We start from the raw sequence: 22,211 nt of genomic DNA on the forward strand, positions 1-22,211 counted from the left end.
CCCCTCTGGAATGTCGCGTCGGTCGCGGATAAATTCCGCCCCCACCAAAAACGCTGTTTGAGGGACCGCCGTGTCGAAATCCGCCTCCCGCGCCCGCCTGTTCGAGATCATCCGCCGGCGCTCATTCGGCCGCGGCGAGGTGACGCTCGCGTCGGGCCGCAAGAGCGATTTCTACTTCAACCTCAAGCCGACCATGCTCGACCCCGAGGGCGCAACGCTGCTCGCCGAGCTGACTTACGAGGCGCTCAAGGACGACCAGCTCGATTTCATCGGCGGTCTCGAGATGGGCGCGGTGCCGCTCGCCGGCGCGCTGGCGCAGATCTCCTGGATCAAGGGTCATCCGATCGCGGCCTTCTTCGTGCGCAAGAAGCCGAAGGAGCACGGCGCGAAGCTCGCGATCGAGGGCCTGCCCAAGGGCGAGACGCTGGCGGGCAAGCGCGTCGTGATCGTCGAGGACGTCACCACCACGGGCGGCTCGGCGATGAAGGCGGTGGAATCGGTGCGCGAGGCCGGGGCCAATGTCGTGCTGGTGCTGACCATGGTCGATCGCGAGGAAGGCGCCACCGACACGTTCGGTGCGGCTGGCCTGCCGTTCCGCTCGCTGTACAAGGCGTCGGAATTCTTGAAGGGGTGAAGTGGCGGAAATTTCTCCGCCGTCGTGCCTCAATGTGTCCCGGTAGCAACCACCCGTCCAAAGCTGCGCCCGGCCTTAAAGAGGCCACCGCCTCGTCTTGAAACCGCCTACGCTCAACTGCTCATTTACCATCCCGCTTTATGGTGAATCGTGTGCTGAGATCGCTCGGTCCCAGCCGATTCAGTAGCGTCGGGTGGAGTAAGCATTGCGTACAGTCATGTCCCATGCGCGCCGGCGGCGTCGCGCTTCGCTTGTGGCCGCCATGCTGGCAGCGCCGCTGCTGGCGGCGCCGACCTCGGTTGCAGCCGAAGGCCTGTTCGATTTCCTCTTCGGCGGAATGCAGCAGCGGCCGCAGCGCGAGGTGCCGCCGGCGAACTCCCACGTCGATCCCTTCAGCAGCCAGCAGAATGGCGCCACGCCGCAATATGTGCCGCCGACCCGCTCGGCCGCGGCCGGTGGCTCGGGACCGGCCTTCTGCGTACGCAGTTGCGACGGGAAATACTTTCCGCTGATGCGCGGTCTCGTCTCACCCGCGCAGATGTGTCAGGCGTTCTGTCCTGCCAGCGCGACCAAGGTCTATTTCGGCTCGTCGATCGACGGTGCCTATTCACAGACCGGCGAGCGCTATGCCGACAGCGAGAACGCGTTCGCCTACCGCAAGGCGCTGCGCGCCGACTGCACCTGCAACGGCCGTGAACCCGTCGGTCTTGCCCCGGTCGACCTTGCGCTGGATTCCTCCCTGAAGGCCGGCGACGTGATCGCCACCAGCGACGGCCTCGTCGCCTATACCGGCGTCCGCGTCGGCAACGACCAGGCTGCGGACTTCACCCCGGTTGCCTCCTATCCCGGCCTCACCGCGCAGGTTCGAGCGCGGCTCGGCGAGATGAAGGTGGCGCCGGTGCGCGCCGAGACGGTGTCGGCAGATGCGCCAGCGTCAAACGAGATCGTGCGCGAGCCGCTGCCGGACGTGACAGTGCCGAAGACCGCCGCGAAGCCGGCGAAGCGGGCGGGGTTGGAGTAAGCCTCACCTGTAACCACACCGTCATTGCGAGCGTAGCGAAGCAATGACGGAATTTGCGGCACTACCTCCCGATGATCACGCCGATCACATTCGGCGCCGCCAGATATTTCTCCTCGATCGCGGCGCGCGCGGAGGCGCGGTTCTCCGGCGTCAGGAGGCCGCGCTTCTCGGCCAGGATCATCCAGCAGAAGCCCCACCAATCGGTCAGCATGCCCTGATCGCCGACGAGGTCATAGCCCTGCTCCGCCGCGAAGATGCGCGCATGCGCTTCGTCCAGCGTGTCGAGAAACAGATGATCCTCGGACGAGAACAGATCGTCGCTGACATCGTCGATGGTGTAGCCCCAGATCGACTGGCACACCGCGTTGAACTCGCGGTCGAACTGGTCGTCATCGACCCTCTGGCGCCGCGCGGCCTGATGCAGCCGTGACAGCGAGCGCGCGAAATCGGCGATCCGGGTGAGGGCAAACTGGTCGAAGGCAATGGTGGACATGTAGTCCTCGCAAAGTCGGACAGACGCTAGATATTGTATCGGCGAGGCGCCGAATCACAATGATATATCAAAGACTTGCTAAAGTGTTCTTAATTTGTTCTGGGCGCGCGTGGAATCGAAAGGGGCCGCCCGAGGCGACCCCTTTGCCGGTTGCAATCTTGTTCGGGATGAAATCCAGCCCCGGCAAGCGCGGACGTTAATACCGACAGCGGGCTTTGCGCGATTCCGGAAAAATACCGGTCGTAGTGCTGTCCTAATGCAGCCGGCGCCTCAATGGCAGCGCGAGGCCGCAATGGCGTGGACGCGGCGGTCGCCGAGGAGATGGGCGACAAAGCCATTCGCCGGAAAGATCTTTGCGAAGGCTGGATCGCGGACGCTGAGGCCCCCCGCGTAAGCACCGAATGCCGGCATCACCGCCCGCATCCCGTCGCTGGCGAAGCAGCGGCGCTCCATCGAGCGGCCACGCGCCGAGACACGCGCCTTCGGATGCAGATGGCCGGCGATCTCGCCGTGGGCGCCGGTCGGCTCGTGGCGGAAGGTGATCGGGCCGATTGCGACTTCGTCCGCGATGGTGCCGCCAAGATCGCGCGGCAGCATGGGGTCGTGATTGCCGGAAATCCAGATCCAGTCGCGGCCGGTCTGGAGTGCGGCCAAGGCGTCGCGGTCCTCGGCGGACAGGCGCTCATGCGCGCTGCGGTCGTGAAAACTGTCGCCGAGCGCGATGACCACTCGTGGATCATGGCGGGAGATGACAGCAGCGAGCCGGCCGAGCGTCGCAATGGTATCGTAAGGCGGCAGCAGGACGCCGCGCGTGGCGAAGCTCGAGCCTTTCTCGAGATGCAGGTCGGAGACGACGAGCAGGCGCTGCTCGTCCCAGAACAGCGCGCCGGAGAGATCGGCCGCAAAGGTCACATCGCTGATCGTGACTCTGGAAACGCGCATGTCCTCGACATCTCCCGAAATCAGCGCGCCTGCCGTCACGTCTTACCCGCTTCGATCCATCGCCTCTTTGACGAGCTCGTCGGCGGCTTCCGCCAAAAGCTCGTCTGCAGCTTCGCCATAAACTGACTCGCGGCCGATTTCCAGCATCACGGGTACGGCGAGCGGGGAGACGCGGTCGAGTTCCCGGTGCGTGATGCGGCCGTGGATGCGCATCAGCATGTCGCCGAGCCGGCGCAAATCGAGCAGGCCGGTGGCGGCATCGGCGCGCGCAGCGCGGAGCAGGACGTGATCGGCCTGGTGCTTGCGCAACACGTCGTAGACGAGATCGGTCGAGAACAGCACCTGACGGCGGCTCTTCTCCTCCCCGGTGTGGCGGCGCGCGATCAGGCCGGAGATGATGGCGCAGTTGCGGAAGGTTCGCTTCATCAGCGCGGATTCGGCGAGCCAGGCTTCGAGATCATCGCCGAGCATGTCAGGATCGAACAGCGCGTTGAGGTCGATCCGCCCATCGCGGATCATGAAGGAGAGATCACCGAGCCCCCAGATCGCCACGGCATATTCATTGGCGACGAAGCCGAGCGGACGCGCGCGAGCGCGCTCCAGCCGGCGCGTCAGCAGCATGCCCAAGGTCTGATGCGCGAGACGGCCCTCGAAGGGGTAGCAAACGAGATAATGCTTGTTGGCCCGCGGAAAGCTCTCGACCAGCAGCTCGCGGACCGCCGGCACTCTGCTGACATCCTTCTGCAGCGACAGCCAGTCGCGCACCTGCTCCGGCAAGCCGCCCCAGGCGCGGCCATCATCGAGCAGGCGGCGCACGCGCTCGGCGAGATAGGTCGAAAGCGGAAACTTGCCGCCCATGTAGGACGGCACCTTCGGGTCCTTGTCATGCGCGCGCGAGACATAGACCTGGTCCTCGACCAGGGTCTCGTAGCGCACCACTTCGCCCGAGAACACGAATGTGTCGCCGGGGGAGAGGCCCTCGATGAAGGCTTCCTCGATCTCGCCGAGCAGTCGGCCGCCGCGTGCGATCACGCCTGTGGATCCTGCACCGCTGCCGCGCGAACGCACCAGCCGCACCTTCAGCATGTCGTCCTCGACGATGGTGCCGACATTCATGCGGTAGCTCTGCCGCACCTTGGGATTGGCGACGCGCCAGCGTCCCTCCTTGTCCTGCTTGATGCGAGCAAAGCGCTCATAGGTCTTCAGCGCATAGCCGCCGGAGGCGACGAAATCGACGACGTCGTCGAAATCCTGCCGCGACAGGCTTGCGTAGGGCGCGGCGGTGCGAACCTCGCCATAGAGCTCGTCGCTGAAGAACGGCTCGCCACAGGCACAGCCCAGAACATGCTGAGCCAGCACGTCGAGCGCGCCAGTGCGCAAGGGCGGCGTATCCTGCGCATTCTCGGCGATGGCGTCGATGGCGACGCGGCACTCCAGCACTTCAAAACGGTTGGCGGGCACCAGCACCGCGCGGGAAGCCTCGTCGAGGCGGTGATTGGCGCGGCCGATGCGCTGCATCAGACGCGAGGAGCCTTTTGGCGCGCCGATATTGACGACGAGATCGACGTCACCCCAGTCGACGCCGAGGTCGAGCGAGGAGGTGCAGACCACGCCGCGCAGCCGGCCCGCCGACATGGCGTCTTCGACCTTGCGGCGCTGGGCGACGTCGAGCGAGCCGTGATGCAGCGCGATGGCAAGGCCATCGTCGTTCATGCTCCAGAGATTCTGGAACAGCATCTCGGCCTGGCTGCGGGTGTTGACGAAGACCAGCGTGGTCTTGTTGGCCTTGATCAGCTCGTAGATTTCAGGGAGCGCGTGACGCGCGCTGTGACCGGCCCAGGGCAGCCGCTCGCGCGTATCGAGCATCTCGACCACGGGCGGCGCGGCGCCGCCGGCGACGACGATGTCGGCTGCCCGCTCCTTGCCGTCGGGCTGCGGCACCAGGAAGCGCGCGAGCTGCTCTGGCTCGGCTACGGTCGCGGACAAGCCGATCGCGCGCATCTGCGGCGCGAGGCGCCACAATCGCGCCAGCCCGAGGGAGAGCAGATCGCCCCGCTTGGACGTGACCAGCGCGTGCAGCTCGTCGAGCACGATGCGCTTGAGAGAGGAAAACAGGAACGGTGCGTCGTCGGAGGAGAGCAGCAGCGCGAGCTGCTCGGGCGTCGTCAGCAACACGTCGGGCGGATAGCGCCGCTGCCGCTGACGGCGCGACACCGGCGTATCGCCGGTGCGGGTCTCGACCTTGATGGGCAAGTCCATCTCGGCGATCGGTCGCTCGAGATTGCGCGCGATGTCGACGGCGAGCGCCTTGAGCGGCGAGATGTAGAGGGTGTGCAGGCCGCCGCTGCGTTGCACGCTGCGGCCGGTGGAGACGAAGTTCTTCTTCGCGCCCGCGTCGCGTGTCAGCGGCTGCGTCCACAGCTCGACCAGCGTCGGCAGAAATCCGGCCAGCGTCTTGCCGGCGCCGGTCGGCGCAATCAGCAGCGCCGACCGGTCCTCGCCCGCCTTCTCCAGCAGCGCCAATTGATGCGCGCGCGGCGACCAGCCGCGGGCTGCGAACCAGGCCTGGAAGCGATCCGGCAGCAGCGCGGCCGGCTCGGTCGATGTTTGGAGGATACGGGGCGGCACGGCATGACAGGTAAGCCGTAGGGATGGCTTCGTCGAGGGGGGCTATGGCCTGCGACAGGGCGATCGCACACGCGCTGTCCATTTGAGGCACGATAGCCTCGACATCGTCATGGCCGGGCTTGTCCCGGCCATCCACGTCTTACCCGCGGCACGAAGAACGTGGATGCCCGGGACAAGCCCGGGCATGACGACCGCTTGTGAGGTCCAAATTTCGGTCCTCTCCTCGCCTGCGCGACGAGGGCCAGCGCTCTCACGCCCCGGCCGGGACCTGATCGAGAAATCCGGTCACGCTTCTGATCCGGCCGTCCTTCAGCACGGCGAAATCGGTGCCCTTGATCGGGCTGTCGGCGCCGTCAGGGCCAAGTCCCCACGAGAAGCGGATGTGATCGCCGTAGCCGTTGGGCTCGCCGATCAGCTTGAATGTGAAATCGGGAAAGCGCTGCTGCACACCTGCGATCAGCGCCTCGATGCCGTCCTGGCCGTCGCCCTTCATCACGGGGTCGACGTAGCTCGCATCCGTCGTCCAGCTTTCGCTCAGCAGCTCGCGGCGGCGGCCGGCGGTGCGCTCGTTCCAGAGCTCGATGTAGCGACGGGCGATGGTGACGGGGTCGGTCATGGTTCTCTCCTTCGATGGCGCCGTGTTGTCCGGCTGACCGTGACTATCGAAGGTTCACGCGCGTTGATCGATTACCTCGGAGGTCATCAACGCGCGTGAGGTTTTCGCAAAAATTACTTCGCCGCCGTCACCATGATCTCGACGGTGTATTGCGGGGCGGCCAGCTTGGCTTCGACGGTGGCGCGCGCAGGCGTATTGCCGGGCGAGACCCAGGCGTCCCACACAGCGTTCATCTCTGCGAAGGTCTTCATGTCGGTGATGTAGATCGTGGCCGAGAGCAGCTTCGACTTGTCGGTGCCGGCCTTGGCGAGGTGACCGTCGATGGTCGCCAGGATGTCCTGGGTCTGCTTCGTCACGCTTTCGCCGGCCGCCTTGTTGGCGACGACACCGGCGAGATAGACGGTGTTGCCGTGCACGACGACCTGGCTCATGCGCGGGCCGGTTTCAAAACGCTGAATGCTCATCTGGATCTCCTGGCTGGAATGGCGGCCCTGTCTAGCCCAGCGGTTTGCACTGTGCCACCCCTTGGCACGCGTGCGTTGCCTGCCACGCATGCGTTGCCCGGCACGCATGCGTTGGCCAGCAACGCATGCGCCCTTCACGGAAATCGGCTGAAGAACGTCCAGATCGTTTCGGCGCCGTCGATGTCGCCGTTCTGCGATCCGAGCAGGTTCCTGGCGACCTTCGGGAATCGGGCATCCGGAGCGAAGCCTGGCATGCGGTGACCGCCATGGTTGATGCGATAAAGCACGACGTCGTGCCCAGCCGGACAGCGCGAGCTGATCCGCGTCACCGTGGACTGGTCCGCCGGCGCCGCGTCGGGCATGTCGGTGATCCCGGCGTCGTCGGTCTCGCAGCCATTGAGCCTGCGCCAAAACGCCAGCGTCTCGTCCGTCGACCAGAATCCCTCTGCGGCAAAATAGCTCGATCCGCGCCCGCCCTCATAAGGGACCAGCGGATCGGCGGTACCGTTCATGAGCAGCATCGGCAGCGGCCGCGACGGATGACAGGTGACGGCGGCTTCATCGTTGAGGTTCATGATCACACTCGCAGCCGCCGCAAACAGATCGGCCCGCGCGCAGGCCATGGTCATCGCCATGGCACCGCCATTGGAGACGCCGGCGACGTAGACGCGCTTCGCATCGGCCGTGCCGTCGGCCACCAGCTTCTCGACCAGCCTTGCGATGAAGGCGACGTCATCGGTGCCGACCGGTGGTCCGCGCAGGGCCGGCCCCGCCTTGGTGCGCGCGTCCGCCCATGCGTTGTTGAGCCCGTCCGGAAACACAACGGCAAGGCCCTCGCGCTTGGCAACCTGCGGCCAGGCCGTCCGCGTGACCATGTCGGCGCCGCGCTGGGTCTTGCCATGCAGCACGATGACGAGCGGTGCGGGCCGCTTGGCCGGCAGTTGCGCGGTGTAGGAGCGCTTCACCCCGTTGACATCGACCGTATCGGCGGACGCAGTCGAAGCTGCCGTCAAAGCAGCGATCAGCGTGGCGATGCGCATCCGCCGCCGCATGGTCTAGCCCACTGCCTTGGCGGCGGCACGGCCCGCATTGCGGCCCGAGAACAGGCAGCCGCCCAGAAAGGTGCCTTCCAGCGAGCGATAGCCATGCACGCCGCCGCCACCGAAGCCGGCGGCCTCGCCGACGGCGTAAAGGCCGGGAATGACGCGGCCCTCCTCCCCGAACACGCGGGAGTCGAGATCGGTCTCGAAGCCGCCCAGCGTCTTGCGGGTGAGGATGTTGAGCTTCACCGCGATCAGCGGTCCATGCGCGGGATCGAGGATGCGGTGCGGGGAAGCGGTGCGGATCAACTTGTCGCCGATATAGCGGCGCGCATTGTGGATGTTCATGACCTGCGCATCCTTGACGTAGGGATTGGCGATCTCGCGGTCACGCGCCTCGATCTGCATCCTGATGTGCTCGAGCTTGAGGAGATCGCTGCCGGCGAGCTTGTTCATGGCCGCAACGAGCTCATCGAGCTTGTCGCGGACAATGAAGTCGACACCATGGCTCTTGAACGCCTCCACCGGCGCCGGCGCGCCCTTGTTGGTGGCGCGGCGAAGCGTCATGCGCCAGCTCTTGCCGGTCAGGTCCGGGTTCTGCTCCGAGCCCGACAGCGCAAACTCTTTCTTGATGATGCTCTGGGTCAGGATGAACCAGGAATAGTCGTAGCCGGTCGACATGATGTATTTGAGCTGGCCGAGCGTGTCCGAGCCCGGGAATAGCGGCGCCGGCAGCCGCGTGCCTGTGGCGTCGAACCACATCGAGGAAGGACCCGGCAGGATGCGGATGCCGTGGCGCGGCCAGATCGGGTTCCAGTTCTGGATGCCCTCGACGTAGTGCCACATGCGGTCGCGATTGATCAGCCGTGCGCCGGTCTTTTCCGTGATGCCTATCATGCGCCCGTCGACATGCTCGGGCACGCCGGAGATCATGAACTTCGGGGGCTCACCGAGCCGCTCCGGCCAGTTCTGCCGCACCAGCTCGTGGTTGCCGCCGATGCCGCCGGAGGCGACGATCACGGCCTGCGCCTTCAACGCGAAGTCACCGACCACGTTGCGCGAGGAGCTCTTGCCGCGCTCTGCATCATCAGGCGCAAGAACGACGCCGCTGACGCCATCCACCGTGCCATTGGTGACCGAGAGCGCATCGACGCGATGGCGGAATCGGAAGATCAATCGGCCGGTCTTCATCGCCTCGCGCGCGCGGCGCTCGAACGGCTCGACGATGCCCGGGCCGGTGCCCCAGGTGACGTGGAAGCGCGGCACCGAATTGCCGTGGCCCATCGCATCATATCCGCCGCGCTCGGCCCAGCCGACCACGGGAAAGAAGCGATGGCCCATCGCGCGCAGCCAGCCGCGCTTCTCGCCGGCCGCGAAGGCCACATAGGCTTCGGCCCATTGGCGCGGCCAGAAATCCTCGTCGCGGTCGAAGCCGGCGGTGCCGAGCCAGTCCTGCATGGCAAGCTCGTAGGAGTCCTTGATGCCGAGCCGGCGCTGCTCCGGCGAATCGACCAGGAACAATCCGCCGAACGACCAGAACGCCTGGCCCCCCAGCGACTGCTCGCCTTCCTGGTCGACAACCATCACGCGCTTGCCCGCATCGGCAATCTCGGTGGCGGCAACGAGGCCCGACAGTCCCGCGCCGACGACGATGACATCCGTTTCTTGAACCATGCGCTTCCCCCTCCAAGTTCTTCTCCTCCTCAAGGGTTCCCCCCTGTAGTTGCCCGGATTGAAGCCAGCGGTTGCAACTGAGATCAAGGGTATGGCGCGCAAGACCTCGTTAACTTGTTCCACTTTGGGATGGAGACCGGCCGGGTGCAGCGCGGACGCAACACTGGATTTAATTTGTTTTGAGCCAGCAGGCCTGCCTAGACAAAGCCTCGGTTACGACCGACGCTAGCCGTGCATCATCACCTGACACACAGATTCGAATTCGACTGGGGCGGGGGAAAATGAATTTTCTGACGGGGTTGCTTGCGGCGGTTCTCTTGATCGCAGGCATGGGGGCTTCTCACGCGGTGGTTCGGATCGCGGATGACCGCGGCGGCCGGATCGGAACCTACGTCGACAAGTACCAGGACCTCAGGCAATCGGGCGAGACGGTCATCATCGATGGCCTCTGCGCCTCGGCCTGTACCATCGTTCTCGGTGCTATCCCGCACGACCGGATCTGCGTGACCTCGCATGCGACGCTGGGCTTCCATGCCGCCTGGGATTTCGGCGCCAACGGCCGCGCCATCACCAATCCCGAAGCGACCCAGATGCTCTATGCGATGTATCCCTCGCAGATCAGGCGCTGGATCGGCCAGCGGGGCGGCCTCACCCCGCGGATGCTCTTCCTGAGGGGCAAGCAGCTCCAGGCCATGTACAAGCCGTGCTACCTGGACGCGCAGGCCTCGACGACCAGGCCGTCGCGCCGGTCGCTCCCGCAAGCGGAGCCGCTCGAATCCGCCCGGGGCCAGCTCCTCCACTGACATCCACAGGCTGGCGGCGTCCTCTGGCGCCGCCGCGGCGTCTTGCCTGCGGGCGGAGCCTTGCCTGCTGGCGGCGCCTTGCCCGCAGCCGGCGCAAAGCCTATCTGAAAGCCAGGGAACCGGGGCCTTCGTCCCGATCGTTGTCATGGCTCAACCGCTGCACCCGGCACATCGGCTATCGGACAATTCGCCCACTGCCGGGCGGATGCCATCCGTGCTGCTGTGGGCGGGCGCTGCAATCGGCGGTCTCGCCGTGATCGGCGCGCTGGCGCTCTGGTTCCACTATGGCAGCCAGGTGTTCTTCGAAATGATCAGGACCGGCTTTGCCGCCTGCTTCTGACCTGCGACAGGAAGTTTTCCGCCCATGAGCTCCGCCACCCGTCCGCTGGTGATCGCGACCGCCTTCGCTACAAGCCTCGTCGTCGGGCTCCTGATCATGTTCTGGGCCATGGGCGGGGTCGGCAAGGTGGCACAGCCGGCCGCGATCGGCGGCCCGTTCCAGCTGACCGACCAGAACGGCAAGGCCGTCACCGACAAGAGCCTGAAGGGCAAGCCGACCCTGATCTTCTTCGGCTACACCCATTGCCCCGACGTCTGCCCGACCTCGCTGTTCGAGATCTCGGAAGTGCTGCGCGCGCTGGGCAAGGACGCCGACAAGGTCAATGCCATCTTCATTTCGGTCGATCCCGAGCGCGACACGCCGGCGACGATGAAGGATTACCTGTCGAGCTTCGATCCGCACCTCCAAGGCCTGTCCGGCGACCCCGCCGAGACCGCCAAGGTGATCTCCTCCTACCGGGTCTATGCCAAAAAGGTCCCCACCAAGGACGGCGATTACACGATGGACCACACCGCGCTGATCTACCTGATGGACCGCGAGGGCAGGTTCGTCTCGCCGTTCAATTTGAAGCGGACGCCGGAAGAGGCAGCGGTTGATTTGAAGCGGTATCTCTGAGCTTCACGCTGGCCACAATCGGCGCTCGCGTTCCCGGCGGGATGGTCTATAAGGCCCTCCGATCCCGACGAAATTCATTCCTTCGGCCGATGGCTCCATCGCAACAGGCGAAATCGCTCAAATCTGTCCGTGGCTTGCTGGCAGGGCTGGCTGCTGGCCTTTGCCTGCTCGGCGGCCTCACCGAGGCGAACGCGCAAGCTCCCGCCAAGCGGCCTCCGGCTGCGCCACAGACCACCCCTCAGGCGGCGCCCCAGGCCGCCCCGCAGGCGGTGCCCGGGTTCTGGGACCCGCGCCGGCGCCCCGAACGGCCGGACCTGTCCCGCCTGACCGTGATCCGCTTCCTGACCGAGACCGACTATCCGCCGTTCAACTACACCGGTGCGGACGGCAATCCGGCCGGCTTCAACGTCGATTTCGCCCGCGCCCTGTGCGAGGAGATCAAGGTCACCTGCACGGTGCAGATGCGGCGTTTCGAGACGCTGGTCGATGCGCTCACCTCCAACCGGGGCGATGCAATCATCGCCTCCATGGCGGTGAGCCCGCAGCTGCGCGCCCGCGTCGACTTCACCGATCCCTATTACCGCGTGCCGGCGCGCTTCGTCTCGCGCAAGGATGCGGTGATGCCGGAGATCCGCCCCGAATATCTCGAGGGCAAGAAGGTCGGCGCCATCGCCGGCTCGGCGCACGAGGCGTATCTCAAGGCGATGTTCACCGACGCCGAGCTGCACGCCTACCCCAATGACGATGCGATGCGCGCAGCTCTGCGCAGGGGCGAGGTCGACTTCATCTTCGGCGACGCCATCTCGCTGGCGTTCTGGATCAACGGCACGGATTCGGCCGATTGCTGCGCCTTCTCCGGCGGTCCGTTCGTCGAGAGCCGCTTTTTCGGCGAGGGCATCGGCATCGCCGTGCGCAAGGGCAACGACGTGCTGCGCCAGGCCCTGAACTGGGCGATGTTCCGGATCTGGGAAAAAGGCCGCTACACCGATCTCTGGCTACGGTATTTCTCGGTCAGTCCGTTCTGACCTTTCGCCTCTCCGCCTGCAGCGGGAGTGCGGACGATCGCAGAGATCATCACGCGCGCGTCATACCCATTCACCACGCCTGAAATTCCCGGTCCCGCCCGCCCGCGAATTCCGCTATTGAAGGACGCGGCAATCGTTCCGTCCTCTCCGCGAGCATTCCGCGTTCGTCGATCCGTCTCGCCGGTGCGCAGGTTCAATGCAGCTTTACCTCCCGATCGCCGATCTTCCGGTCAACGTCTTCCTGGTGCTCGCCATGGGCGCGGCGGTCGGCTTCGTCTCCGGCATGTTCGGCATCGGCGGCGGCTTCTTGATGACGCCGCTTTTGATCTTCATCGGCATCACGCCGGCGGTCGCGGTGGCCTCCGTGGCGAGCCACATCGCGGCCTCCTCCTTTTCCGGCGCCCTCTCCTATTGGCGGCGGCGCGCGATCGATCCGGCGCTGGCGAGCGTGTTGTTATGCGGCGGCGTGACCGGCACGACGCTCGGCGTCTGGACCTTCACCCAGCTGCGGGCGCTCGGCCAGCTCGACCTGATGATCGCGCTCTCCTACGTCGTGCTGCTCACCACGGTCGGCAGCCTGATGTTCTCGGAAGGATTGCGCGCCTTGATGCGGACCCGGCGCGGGGCGCTGCCGCCGCGCCGCACCCACAACTGGATCCACGGCCTGCCGCTGAAGATGCGGTTCAAGCGCTCGAAGATCTATCTCTCGGTCATCCCCGTGGTGATCGTCGGCATCGTGATCGGTTTCATCGGCGCCATCATGGGTATAGGCGGCGGCTTCATCCTGGTGCCGATCATGATCTATCTCTTGAGGGTGCCGACCTCGACGGTGATCGGGACCTCGATGGTTCTCACCGTCGTCACCATGCTGTTCGCGACCATGCTGCACGCGGCGACCAATCACCTCGTCGATGCCGTGCTGGCGCTGATCCTGATGGTCGGCGGCGTCACCGGCGCGCAGTTCGGCGCCCGTGCCGGCCAGAAGATCCGCGGCGAGCAGCTGCGGCTGCTGCTGGGCTTGCTCATCCTCTCGGTCGGAATCCGCTTCGCGATCGAGCTGGTGATCCAGCCCTCCGATCTCTTCACCATCCGTGAGCTCGGAGTGAGCCGATGAGGCGCATGCTTCTCGCCATCGTCCTCGTCCTGCTGCTCGGCGGCGCTGCGCGGGCCGAGCGGCTGATTGTGTCGGTCTCGAATCACCGGGTCACGGTGACGCCGAACTATTCCGGCGAGGAGCTGGTGCTGTTCGGCTCGGTCGAGAAGGATACGACGACGCCCGCGGACCGCACGGCCTACGACCTCGTCGTCACCGTGATGGGCCCGCGCGCCGACATGGTGACGCGGCGGAAGGAGCGCACCTTCGGCATCTGGATCAACACCGACTACCGCCAATTCCTGCAGGTGCCGAGCTATCTCGCGCTGTTCGCCAACCGCCCGCTCGACGCCATCACCTCGCCCGAGATCGCGCGGCGGCAGCAGATCGGGCTCAACAACGTGCTGCTGACGCAGCGGGTCAGCGGCGACTTTGCCGACGTGGTGCCCAACGATGCGTTCCGCTCGGCCTTCATTCGCCTGCGCACCCAGCGCGGGCTCTACCGCGAAGACGGAAGCGCGGTCACGTTCCTGACGCCGACGCTGTTCCGCACCGGCATTCCGCTGCCTGCGGAGGTGCCGATCGGCACCTATGAGATCGAGATCAAGCTGTTCGCCAACGGCGCGTTCATCGGCAAGACCGAGACCGCGTTCGAGATCGTCAAGGTCGGCTTCGAGCAGTTCGTCGCCACCACTGCCCGCCAGAATGGCCTGATCTACGGCCTCGCCACCGTTGCGATGGCGCTGATGACGGGGTGGATGGCCTCGATCGTGTTCAGGAAGGACTAGCCCCCCGTCATTGCGAGCGCAGCGAAGCAATCCAGACTGCCTCCGCTGCGGCAGTCTGGATTGCTTCGTCGCAAGAGCTCCTCGCAATGACGATAGTGAACAGCGGGGCCTCCACCTACACCACCGCCTTCGCCGGCCGCGTCACCAGATAGATGCCGAGCGCGACCGGAATGATGCCAAGCAGGTCGCGCGCCTCGATGTGCTCGCCGAGGACGAGGAATGCGAACAGCATGCCGAGCGGCGGCATCAGGAAATGATAGGCGCTGGCGGCGGTGGCGCCACACGTCTTCAAGAGACGAAACCAGAGCCAAGAAGCGATGATCGAGCCGCCGAGCACGAGAAAGGCGAAGGCGCCGATCAGGCTCGGCGTATAGTCGATCGCGTCGACATCGGCGAAGGTGAGCGCGACCGGTGTCAGTACGATGCCGGCCGCGAGGTTCTGCACGCCATTGCCGATCCACAGGGATCCCTTCGGCGCCAGCAGCTTGAACAGGATGGTGCCGGCCACGATCGAAGCGAGCGAGGCCAGCGTGAAAACGATGCCGTGCAGCGAATCGGTGCCGACCGACAGGCGGTGCCAGACGATTGCGGTCACGCCGATGATGCCGAGCAAGAGGCCGCTCGCCTTGCGCCAGGTCATGCCTTCGCCGAGCAGCAGCGCGGCAAGGCCCGCGGTGAACACCGGATTGGCTGACACGATCAGGCCGCCGAGGCCGGCGGAGACCGATTGCAGGCCGGTGTAGCCGAGGCCGAGATAGAGCGCATTGTTGGCGATGCCGAGCAACGCGAAGATCGCGGCATCGCGCCACGACAACGACCAGGCTTCGCCGCGGATCAACGTGGCGCCCAGGATCAAGATACCCGCGAGCGAGAAGCGCGCGGCGAGCAGGATCAGCGGCGGGCAATGGGTGACGCCGATCTTGCCAGCGATGAAGGCGTAGCTCCAGAGCAGGCAGAACAGGCCGATCGCGAGCGGCAATGTGTTGAAGCGGCTGCGGGGGGCGGGAAGCGAGCTGGCGAGCGACATGAGGGGCATTCTCGGATGTTTTTTCTGCCCTCGATCTAGGGAGGCCGCTTGCCATTTGGAAATTAAATGATTAACTCGCGCCCAGTGGATTTCTTAATGGAGGCGGCCGTGCTCGATCTCGAGCTGCTGCGCAGCTTTGTCTCGGTGGTCGAGGCCGGCGGCTTCACCCGCGCCGGCGAGCGCGTCCACCGCACGCAATCGACCGTGAGTCAGCAGATCAAGCGGCTGGAGGAGGATGTCGGTCAGGTGCTGCTGCACCGCGACGGCAAGGACGTGCGCCCGACCGAGGCCGGCGAGCGGCTGCTGTCCTATGCGCGGCGATTGCTCTCGCTGGCCGAGGAGGCGCGCGACGTGCTGCGCCAGCCTGATAGCGATGGCGCGATCCGGCTCGGCATCCCCGAGGACTTTGCCGCGTACCGGCTGGCAAAACTGCTGGGCGCGTTCTCGCGCTCGCATCCGGGATTGCGGCTGGACGTGCGCGCCGACCAGAGCAAGCATCTCGCCCGCGATCTCCAACGCGGCGAGCTCGACCTTGCGCTCTACAAGCGCGAGGCTGGCGCGAAGGACGCGATCGCGGTGTGGCCGGAGCGGGTGCACTGGGTCACCAGCAAGAGCCACCCGGTCGACGTCAACGTGCCGTCGGTGCCGCTGATCGGCTTTCCGCTCGGCTGCATCTACCGCGCCGGCGCCATCCACGCGCTGGAAACGGCCGGCCGCGCTTGGCACACCGCCTACACCTCATCGAGCCTCGCCGGCATTCAGGCCGCGGTCGCCGCCGGCATGGGCCTCAGCATCCTGTCGGAGATGGCGATCCAGACCGACCACCGCGTGCTGACGGCGAAGGACGGCTTTGCGCCGATCAACAAGACCGAGGTTGCACTGATGGCTTCGCCGGATGCGAGCCCGGCGACGCTGCGGCTTGCGGACCGTCTCGCGGAGTTTTGCGATACGGTGCAGAGCAAGGCGGCTTGAGCTCACCAAACCTCCTACGGCTCTCAATTCGCTGCGGATATCAGCTTGTCGCCACACGCGCTTGCGTAAAACTTGCCGCCGCATTGGCGCTTGATCGCAGCGCAGCGGGCTGCGGGCGACGCCTTCTGCGGCGCTGTGAAGCCGCAGCTGAGGCCATCGGCGCTGCGACCGGTCGTGCCGGCGGCAAACGCCGCACTGGTGGCGCTGATGCAGACGACGAGCAGGGCCGCAGTGGCGATTTCGATCAGCAGTCTCACGGTCCGCTTCTCCACACTGATGGCTGAATCTTTCGTAATCTAGCACCGAATCTGGGTTTCTCCGTGCTCCTCCGGGTTCCCAATTCGGCCCATTCCTTGCATAAATTTGCGCCAGCGCAGTGCACGACCTCGCGGGCGACAGTTCCGGTGCAAGGGCAGGACGCGTAGAGTTAAGAGTTGTTTCGACCTAGGAAGTAACGGCTTTGCAGGATTCATCGTTCCAGCCCAGTTATCCGGCCCCCGGGCAGCCCATCGACGAACTCGCGCTGGCCGAGATCAAGGGCGCAATCCTGGCGAAGCTGCGCCTTGCCATCGGCAAGGACGCTGGCATGGCGACCAGGCACGATTGGTACCAGGCCGCGGCGCTCGCGCTGCGCGACCGCATCGTGCATCGCTGGCTCACGGCCGAGAAGCACAGCTACGACGCCGGCCGCAAGCGGGTTTACTATCTCTCGCTCGAATTCCTGATCGGCCGGCTCTTCACCGACGCGCTCAACAACATGGGCCTGCTCAAGATCTTCGAGGTCGCGCTCGGCGATCTCGGCGTCTCGCTGCCGGAGCTGCGCAAATGCGAGCCGGATGCGGCGCTCGGCAATGGCGGCCTCGGCCGGCTCGCCGCCTGCTTCATGGAGAGCATGGCGACGCTGTCGATCCCCGCGATCGGCTACGGCATCCGCTACGATTACGGCCTGTTCCGTCAGATCATCAATCAGGGCTGGCAGCAGGAATATCCTGACGAATGGCTGAGCTTCGGCAACCCCTGGGAATTGCAGCGACCCGAGGTGATCTACGACGTCAATTTCGGCGGCGGCGTCGAGCATGTCGACGACAAGGGCCGCGACCGCTCGATCTGGCATCCTGCTGAAACCGTGCAGGCAATCGCCTATGACACGCCAATCGTCGGCTGGCGCGGCCAGCACGTCAACGCGCTGCGGCTGTGGTCGGCGCGCTCGCCCGATCCGCTCAAGTTAGATGCCTTCAACAAAGGCGATTACGTCAGCGCCAGCGCCGAGCAGGCGCGCGCGGAGGCGATCTGCAAGTTCCTCTATCCGAACGACGAGAGCCCGGCGGGCCGCGAGCTGCGGCTGCGCCAGGAATATTTCTTCGTCTCCGCCTCGCTCCAGGACCTGGTGAAGCGGCATCTCGCCTCCGACGGCCAGCTGCGCAACCTCGCCGGCAAGGTCGCGGTGCAGCTCAACGACACCCATCCGAGCCTTGCCGTCACCGAGCTGATGCGCATCCTCGTCGACCTCCACAATTTCCGCTGGGACGAGGCCTGGAAGATCACGGTCGCCACCCTCTCCTACACCAACCACACGCTGCTGCCGGAGGCGCTGGAGACCTGGCCGGTCGAGCTGTTCGAGCGGCTGCTGCCGCGGCATTTGGAGATCATCTACCGCATCAACGTGCAGCATCTGGCGCTCGCCGAAGCGCGCTGCCCGGGCGACATCGACTTCCGCGCCTCGGTGTCGCTGATCGACGAGAAGAGCGGCCGCCGCGTGCGCATGGGCCAACTCGCCTTCGTCGGCTCGCATCGCATCAACGGGGTCTCGGCGATGCATTCGGACCTGATGCGCGAGACCGTGTTCCACGACCTCAACCATCTCTATCCCGGACGGATCACCAACAAGACCAACGGCATCACCTTCCGACGCTGGCTGATGCTGGCGAACCCGAAGCTGACGGATTTGTTGCGCGAGAGCTGCGGCGATGCCGTGCTCGACGATCCGACCCAGCTCTCGCTGATCGAGGCGCGCGCCAGCGACGTCGAGTTCCAGAAGAAGTTCCGCAGCGTCAAACACCACAACAAGGCCCAGCTCGCCCGCCTGATCGGCGAACGGCTCGGCATCAGGGTCGACCCGGGCGCATTGTTCGACGTGCAGATCAAGCGCATCCACGAATACAAGCGCCAGTTGCTCAATGTCATCGAAACGGTCGCGCTGTACCAGGCCATCAAGGACGAGCCCAACGGCAATTGGGTGCCGCGGGTGAAGATCTTCGCCGGCAAGGCGGCCGCGAGCTATCGCTACGCCAAGCTGATCATCAAGCTGATCAACGACGTCGCCGAAATCGTCAATAACGATCCCGCGATCGGCGGCAAGCTCAAGGTCGTGTTCCTGCCCGACTACAATGTCAGCCTCGCGGAGGTGATCATTCCCGCCGCCGATCTGTCCGAGCAGATATCCACCGCCGGCATGGAAGCCTCCGGCACCGGCAACATGAAGCTGGCGCTGAACGGGGCCATCACCATCGGCACGCTCGACGGCGCCAATATCGAGATCCGCGACCATGTCGGCGCGGAGAATATCGCGATCTTCGGCATGGAAGCCGGCGACGTGATGATCCGCCGCAAGCAGGGGTTGGATGCTTCCGACGTGATCCGCCGGTCGCCGAAGCTGCAGCGTGCCATCAACGCGATCGGCGCAGGCGAGTTCTCGCCCGGCGACCCCGGCCGTTTCGAATCCATCGCGCACGCGCTGCGTTATCTCGACCATTACATGGTGAGCGCCGATTTCGATTCCTACTACGAGGCGCAGCGCGCGGTCGATGCGCGCTGGCAGGTGGCGCCGGCCTGGACCCGCGCCTCGATCCTCAATGTCGCGCGCATGGCCTGGTTCTCCTCGGACCGCACCATCCGCGAATATGCCGAGGAGATCTGGAACGTGCCGGTCAATCCGACCACGCCGCTGCTGCCGAACCTGCGCGACGCCGCAGGCTGATTTTTCCGCGGCGTGGAAGCGGCCTTACTTGCGAGGTTATTGCATCCTTCGCGAGGGACGATGATATGATCGTCATCATTCCCTAAGCGGCGTTGTGACACGACGCCGCAACTTCAACCGCCGTCATTGCGAGCGCAGCGAAGCAATCCAGAATCTTTCCGCGGAGACAGTCTGGATTCTTCGCTGCGCTCGCAAGGACGGCTGTGGAGGCATCGAGGACCAACAATGCACGCCAAGCTCCCGCATCCCTTCGACGAGGCCACGCGCGTCACCGCCGGTGACTCGAGCTGGCAGGGACACACCAGCGACGATTACTGGGCCTTTGTCGGCCCGTTCGGCGGCGCCACCGCCGCGACCATTTTGCGGGCGCTGATCGAGCATCCGCAAGCCGCCGGCGATCCGCTCGCCCTCACCGTCAATTATTGCGCGCCGATCGCCAAGGGTCCGTTCGATCTCGACGTGCGCCTCGTCAAGGCCAACCGCTCCAGCCAGCACTGGAGCGTCGAGCTCAGTCAGGGCGGCGGCGAGGTCGCAACGCTCGCCACCGCCGTGCTAGCCGAACGCCGTCCGTCCTGGGAGCACAGGGTGGCGCAATATCCGGATGCCAAGCCGTTCGAGGAGACGCTGCCGTTCCCAAAAATCTCGGCATCCTGGGCCAACCAGTACGAATTCCGCTTCGTCGAGGGCGAGATGCGGATCGGCCCGCCGCAAGCCGAGCCCGCCAGCACCTACTCGAAGATCTGGATCAGCGACCGCACGCCGCGCAAGCTCGACATGCTGTCGCTGATGTCGATGTCGGACGCCTTCTTCGGCCGCATCTTCCACGCCCGGCGGGAGCTGGTGCCGTTCGGCACGGTGTCGCTGACGACCTACTTCCACACCGACGCCGAGGAGCTTGCGGCTGAAGACATCACGCGCGTGCTCGCGACGGCGGATTCCAAGATCATGCACAAGAGCTACGCCGACCAGAACGCCGAGCTGTGGTCGCCGAACGGCCGGCTGCTCGCGACCACGACGCAGATCGCGTATTTCAAGGCGTAGCTGCTTCCACAAACTCGTCATTGCGAGCGCAGCGAAGCAATCCAGACTGTCTCCGCGGAGGGAATTCCTGGATTGCTTCGCTGCGCTCGCAATGACGGTGCAGAGATATGGCGCCAACAAAAAAAGGGCGGCCTCTCGGCCGCCCTTTTGCGTCAAGATAGAGCGTTTACTCCGCCGCGAGCTTCACGTCCGGCGCTGCCGCGCGCACCTCGGCGTCCACCTGTGCTTCGAACTTGGCAAAATTCTTCTGGAACATGCCGACCAGCGCGCGGGCGGTCTTGTCGAACTCGTCCTTGTCCTTCCAGGTGTTGACCGGGTTGAGGATCTCGGCCGGCACGCCCGGCAGCGCGGTCGGGACCGCAAAGCCGAAATACTTGTCGGTGCGGAATTCGACGTTGCGAAGCGAGCCGTCGAGCGCGGCGGTGAGCAGCGCGCGCGTCACCTTGATCGGCATGCGCGAGCCGACACCATACTTGCCGCCGGTCCAGCCCGTGTTGACCAGCCAGCAATCGACATTGTGCTGGGCGATGAGGTCGCGCAGCATGTTGCCGTAGACGGATGGATCGAGCGGCAGGAAGGGCGAGCCGAAGCAGGTCGAGAATTCCGGCTGCGGCTCGTTGCCGAGACCGCGCTCGGTGCCGGCGACCTTGGCGGTGTAGCCGGACAGGAAGTGATACATCGCCTGCGCCGGCGAGAGCTTGGCGATCGGCGGCAGCACGCCGAAGGCGTCGGCGGCCAGCATCACCACGTTCTTCGGCTGCGGCGCGCGGCCGGTGCGCGAGGCGTTCGGGATGAAGTCGAGCGGATAGGCCGAACGCGTGTTCTCGGTCTTGGAGCCGTCGTCGAAATCGACGACGCGGGTGTCCTCATCGAGCACGCAGTTCTCGAGCACCGCGCCGAAGCGGGTCGAGGCGGCATAGATCTCCGGTTCGGCTTCCTTCGACAGCTTGATGCACTTGGCGTAGCAGCCGCCTTCGAAATTGAAGACGCCGTTCGGGCCCCAGCCGTGCTCGTCGTCGCCGATCAGCGTGCGGTTGGGATCGGCCGACAGCGTCGTCTTGCCGGTGCCCGACAGGCCGAAGAAGATCGCGGTGTCGCCCTTGGCGCCGACATTCGCCGAGCAGTGCATCGGCATCACACCGCGCTCGGGCAGATAATAATTCAGCGTCGTGAAGACCGACTTCTTCATCTCGCCGGCATAATAAGACCCGCCGATCAGGACGATCTTGCGGGCGAAATCGATCGCGACCACGTTCTCCGAGCGGCAGCCATGGCGTTTAGGATCGGCGCGGAAGCTCGGCATGTCGATGATGGTGAGCTCCGGCACGAAGGTCGGCAGCTCGATCGCCTCGGGGCGGATCAGCAGCGTGCGGATGAACAGCGAGTGCCAGGCAAGCTCGGTGAAGACGCGCGTCTTGATCCGGTAGGCCGGGTCGGCGCCGCCATAGAGGTCCTGCGCGAACAGGCGCTTGCCTTCGGCGTGCTTGAGGAAGTCCTGGTAGAGCGTCTCGAATTGCTCTGCGGTGATCGACTGGTTGCCGGCCCACCACATCTTCTTGTCGGTGGTGGCGTCGCGCACCGTGAACTTGTCCTTCGGGCTGCGCCCGGTGAACTCGCCGGTGTCGGCGCAGAGCGCGCCGTCGGCGGAGAGCACCGCCTCACCCGCTGCCAGCGAGTATTGATAGAGTTGTGGCGCACCCAGATTCCAGTGAACCTGCTTGAGATTCTTTAAGCCGAATTTGTCGGCGCCGAAGGCACCGTTGCGCACGCCCGTCTCTTGCACGAAAAATCCCTCCTAGAACCCGCGACATCAAGCGCGGCCAAGTTTGGCGCCGTCGCGATCACCGTGAATATGGGCCGTTCGGCCTCGGCTGAACGACCTAATAATGATGAACGCCGGCGTTGCCAAGCTGATCCCGCAGGATTTGGTTTATTCAAGGACCGCGCCAAACGCCGCGCATGTCAGCTCTGAAAGGCCGCATCGAGAAAGTGCGGATGATCGCGCAACCAAATGCAGA

The 22,211-nt window shown here is 65.2% G+C and carries 21 protein-coding genes; 11 read left to right on the top strand and 10 right to left on the bottom strand.

Annotated features, from left to right (window positions below; translation table 11 throughout):
• Positions 1-70: 70 nt before the first annotated feature.
• Positions 71-634, top strand: coding sequence for an orotate phosphoribosyltransferase (gene pyrE, locus I6F20_RS16635; protein ID WP_036014130.1), 564 nt, complete (start codon positions 71-73; stop codon positions 632-634).
• A gap of 217 nt (positions 635-851) precedes the next feature.
• On the top strand, positions 852-1,655 hold the full coding sequence (locus I6F20_RS16640) for a DUF2865 domain-containing protein (protein WP_036014132.1): 804 nt from the start codon (positions 852-854) through the stop codon (positions 1,653-1,655).
• Between the two features lie 61 nt (positions 1,656-1,716).
• Here I6F20_RS16640 and I6F20_RS16645 read toward each other — a convergent pair whose 3' ends face one another.
• From I6F20_RS16645 to I6F20_RS16675, 7 genes are all read right to left on the bottom strand, one after another.
• On the bottom strand, positions 1,717-2,148 hold the full coding sequence (locus I6F20_RS16645) for a hypothetical protein (RefSeq protein WP_036026470.1): 432 nt from the start codon (positions 2,146-2,148) through the stop codon (positions 1,717-1,719).
• Positions 2,149-2,418: 270 nt separating this feature from the next.
• Positions 2,419-3,090 carry a ligase-associated DNA damage response endonuclease PdeM gene (pdeM, locus tag I6F20_RS16650; protein WP_050995974.1) on the bottom strand — a complete coding sequence of 224 codons (672 nt, stop codon included), beginning with the start codon at positions 3,088-3,090 and terminating at the stop codon, positions 2,419-2,421.
• A 42-nt stretch (positions 3,091-3,132) separates the two neighbouring features.
• Entirely contained in the window at positions 3,133-5,718 is a 2,586-nt protein-coding gene (locus I6F20_RS16655) for a ligase-associated DNA damage response DEXH box helicase (protein WP_225127020.1), read from the bottom strand.
• 250 nt (positions 5,719-5,968) lie between these two features.
• The gene (locus tag I6F20_RS16660) at positions 5,969-6,334 is read right to left on the bottom strand and encodes a nuclear transport factor 2 family protein (RefSeq protein ID WP_036026464.1); all 366 of its coding nucleotides are present in this window, start codon (positions 6,332-6,334) and stop codon (positions 5,969-5,971) included.
• A 113-nt stretch (positions 6,335-6,447) separates the two neighbouring features.
• Positions 6,448-6,798 carry a RidA family protein gene (locus I6F20_RS16665; protein WP_025032572.1) on the bottom strand — a complete coding sequence of 117 codons (351 nt, stop codon included), beginning with the start codon at positions 6,796-6,798 and terminating at the stop codon, positions 6,448-6,450.
• Between the two features lie 134 nt (positions 6,799-6,932).
• Complete coding sequence (locus I6F20_RS16670) at positions 6,933-7,850, bottom strand: CE1 family esterase (protein ID WP_225127022.1); 918 nt, start codon at positions 7,848-7,850, stop codon at positions 6,933-6,935.
• A 3-nt stretch (positions 7,851-7,853) separates the two neighbouring features.
• Positions 7,854-9,512: an FAD-binding dehydrogenase gene (locus I6F20_RS16675; protein WP_225127023.1), complete on the bottom strand. Its 1,659-nt coding sequence runs from the start codon at positions 9,510-9,512 to the stop codon at positions 7,854-7,856.
• A 281-nt stretch (positions 9,513-9,793) separates the two neighbouring features.
• Here I6F20_RS16675 and I6F20_RS16680 point away from each other — a divergent pair, with 281 nt between their 5' ends.
• The 6 genes from I6F20_RS16680 to I6F20_RS16705 all read left to right on the top strand — a co-directional run bounded on the left by I6F20_RS16680 (position 9,794) and on the right by I6F20_RS16705 (position 14,176).
• Positions 9,794-10,315, top strand: coding sequence for a Clp protease/crotonase-like domain-containing protein (locus I6F20_RS16680; RefSeq protein ID WP_036014153.1), 522 nt, complete (start codon positions 9,794-9,796; stop codon positions 10,313-10,315).
• Positions 10,316-10,460: 145 nt separating this feature from the next.
• The gene (locus tag I6F20_RS16685; protein WP_036014155.1) at positions 10,461-10,655 is read left to right on the top strand and encodes a hypothetical protein; all 195 of its coding nucleotides are present in this window, start codon (positions 10,461-10,463) and stop codon (positions 10,653-10,655) included.
• Between the two features lie 24 nt (positions 10,656-10,679).
• The gene (locus tag I6F20_RS16690; RefSeq protein ID WP_036014156.1) at positions 10,680-11,270 is read left to right on the top strand and encodes an SCO family protein; all 591 of its coding nucleotides are present in this window, start codon (positions 10,680-10,682) and stop codon (positions 11,268-11,270) included.
• A gap of 89 nt (positions 11,271-11,359) precedes the next feature.
• Complete coding sequence (locus I6F20_RS16695; protein WP_036014158.1) at positions 11,360-12,295, top strand: transporter substrate-binding domain-containing protein; 936 nt, start codon at positions 11,360-11,362, stop codon at positions 12,293-12,295.
• Between the two features lie 196 nt (positions 12,296-12,491).
• Positions 12,492-13,409, top strand: coding sequence for a sulfite exporter TauE/SafE family protein (locus I6F20_RS16700; protein ID WP_074448058.1), 918 nt, complete (start codon positions 12,492-12,494; stop codon positions 13,407-13,409).
• Positions 13,406-14,176: a TIGR02186 family protein gene (locus I6F20_RS16705; RefSeq protein WP_036014162.1), complete on the top strand. Its 771-nt coding sequence runs from the start codon at positions 13,406-13,408 to the stop codon at positions 14,174-14,176. The genes I6F20_RS16700 and I6F20_RS16705 overlap by 4 nt, the downstream gene beginning before the upstream one ends.
• Positions 14,177-14,291: 115 nt before the next feature.
• On the opposite strand, the gene I6F20_RS16710 is transcribed toward I6F20_RS16705, so the two are convergent.
• Entirely contained in the window at positions 14,292-15,203 is a 912-nt protein-coding gene (locus I6F20_RS16710; RefSeq protein WP_036014164.1) for a DMT family transporter, read from the bottom strand.
• A gap of 108 nt (positions 15,204-15,311) precedes the next feature.
• On the opposite strand from I6F20_RS16710, the gene I6F20_RS16715 reads away from it, so the two are divergent.
• Positions 15,312-16,175 carry a LysR family transcriptional regulator gene (locus I6F20_RS16715; protein ID WP_225127163.1) on the top strand — a complete coding sequence of 288 codons (864 nt, stop codon included), beginning with the start codon at positions 15,312-15,314 and terminating at the stop codon, positions 16,173-16,175.
• 23 nt (positions 16,176-16,198) lie between these two features.
• Here the strand turns inward: I6F20_RS16715 and I6F20_RS16720 are convergent, their stop codons facing one another.
• Complete coding sequence (locus I6F20_RS16720; RefSeq protein WP_057027807.1) at positions 16,199-16,432, bottom strand: hypothetical protein; 234 nt, start codon at positions 16,430-16,432, stop codon at positions 16,199-16,201.
• A gap of 203 nt (positions 16,433-16,635) precedes the next feature.
• Between I6F20_RS16720 and I6F20_RS16725 the strand changes: the two genes are divergently transcribed.
• Entirely contained in the window at positions 16,636-19,152 is a 2,517-nt protein-coding gene (locus tag I6F20_RS16725; RefSeq protein WP_225127025.1) for a glycogen/starch/alpha-glucan phosphorylase, read from the top strand.
• 225 nt (positions 19,153-19,377) lie between these two features.
• Positions 19,378-20,193, top strand: a complete 816-nt coding sequence (locus I6F20_RS16730) for an acyl-CoA thioesterase (RefSeq protein WP_225127029.1) — start codon at positions 19,378-19,380, stop codon at positions 20,191-20,193.
• A 166-nt stretch (positions 20,194-20,359) separates the two neighbouring features.
• Here I6F20_RS16730 and I6F20_RS16735 read toward each other — a convergent pair whose 3' ends face one another.
• The gene (locus I6F20_RS16735; protein ID WP_225114585.1) at positions 20,360-21,976 is read right to left on the bottom strand and encodes a phosphoenolpyruvate carboxykinase; all 1,617 of its coding nucleotides are present in this window, start codon (positions 21,974-21,976) and stop codon (positions 20,360-20,362) included.
• Positions 21,977-22,211: the final 235 nt, after the last annotated feature.

Source organism: Bradyrhizobium sp. IC3123, from assembly GCF_020193625.1.
Lineage (GTDB): Bacteria > Pseudomonadota > Alphaproteobacteria > Rhizobiales > Xanthobacteraceae > Bradyrhizobium > Bradyrhizobium yuanmingense.

Excerpts from the sequence above, each read along its gene's own strand:
- I6F20_RS16640 (WP_036014132.1), top strand. The coding sequence starts at position 852 with ATGTCCCATGCGCGCCGGCGGCGTCGCGCTTCGCTTGTGGCCGCCATG.
- I6F20_RS16645 (WP_036026470.1), bottom strand. The coding sequence starts at position 2,148 with ATGTCCACCATTGCCTTCGACCAGTTTGCCCTCACCCGGATCGCCGAT.
- pdeM (WP_050995974.1), bottom strand. The coding sequence starts at position 3,090 with ATGCGCGTTTCCAGAGTCACGATCAGCGATGTGACCTTTGCGGCCGAT.
- I6F20_RS16660 (WP_036026464.1), bottom strand. The coding sequence starts at position 6,334 with ATGACCGACCCCGTCACCATCGCCCGTCGCTACATCGAGCTCTGGAAC.
- I6F20_RS16665 (WP_025032572.1), bottom strand. The coding sequence starts at position 6,798 with ATGAGCATTCAGCGTTTTGAAACCGGCCCGCGCATGAGCCAGGTCGTC.
- I6F20_RS16670 (WP_225127022.1), bottom strand. The coding sequence starts at position 7,850 with ATGCGGCGGCGGATGCGCATCGCCACGCTGATCGCTGCTTTGACGGCA.
- I6F20_RS16675 (WP_225127023.1), bottom strand. The coding sequence starts at position 9,512 with ATGGTTCAAGAAACGGATGTCATCGTCGTCGGCGCGGGACTGTCGGGC.
- I6F20_RS16680 (WP_036014153.1), top strand. The coding sequence starts at position 9,794 with ATGAATTTTCTGACGGGGTTGCTTGCGGCGGTTCTCTTGATCGCAGGC.
- I6F20_RS16685 (WP_036014155.1), top strand. The coding sequence starts at position 10,461 with ATGGCTCAACCGCTGCACCCGGCACATCGGCTATCGGACAATTCGCCC.
- I6F20_RS16690 (WP_036014156.1), top strand. The coding sequence starts at position 10,680 with ATGAGCTCCGCCACCCGTCCGCTGGTGATCGCGACCGCCTTCGCTACA.
- I6F20_RS16695 (WP_036014158.1), top strand. The coding sequence starts at position 11,360 with ATGGCTCCATCGCAACAGGCGAAATCGCTCAAATCTGTCCGTGGCTTG.
- I6F20_RS16700 (WP_074448058.1), top strand. The coding sequence starts at position 12,492 with ATGCAGCTTTACCTCCCGATCGCCGATCTTCCGGTCAACGTCTTCCTG.
- I6F20_RS16705 (WP_036014162.1), top strand. The coding sequence starts at position 13,406 with ATGAGGCGCATGCTTCTCGCCATCGTCCTCGTCCTGCTGCTCGGCGGC.
- I6F20_RS16710 (WP_036014164.1), bottom strand. The coding sequence starts at position 15,203 with ATGTCGCTCGCCAGCTCGCTTCCCGCCCCCCGCAGCCGCTTCAACACA.
- I6F20_RS16730 (WP_225127029.1), top strand. The coding sequence starts at position 19,378 with ATGCACGCCAAGCTCCCGCATCCCTTCGACGAGGCCACGCGCGTCACC.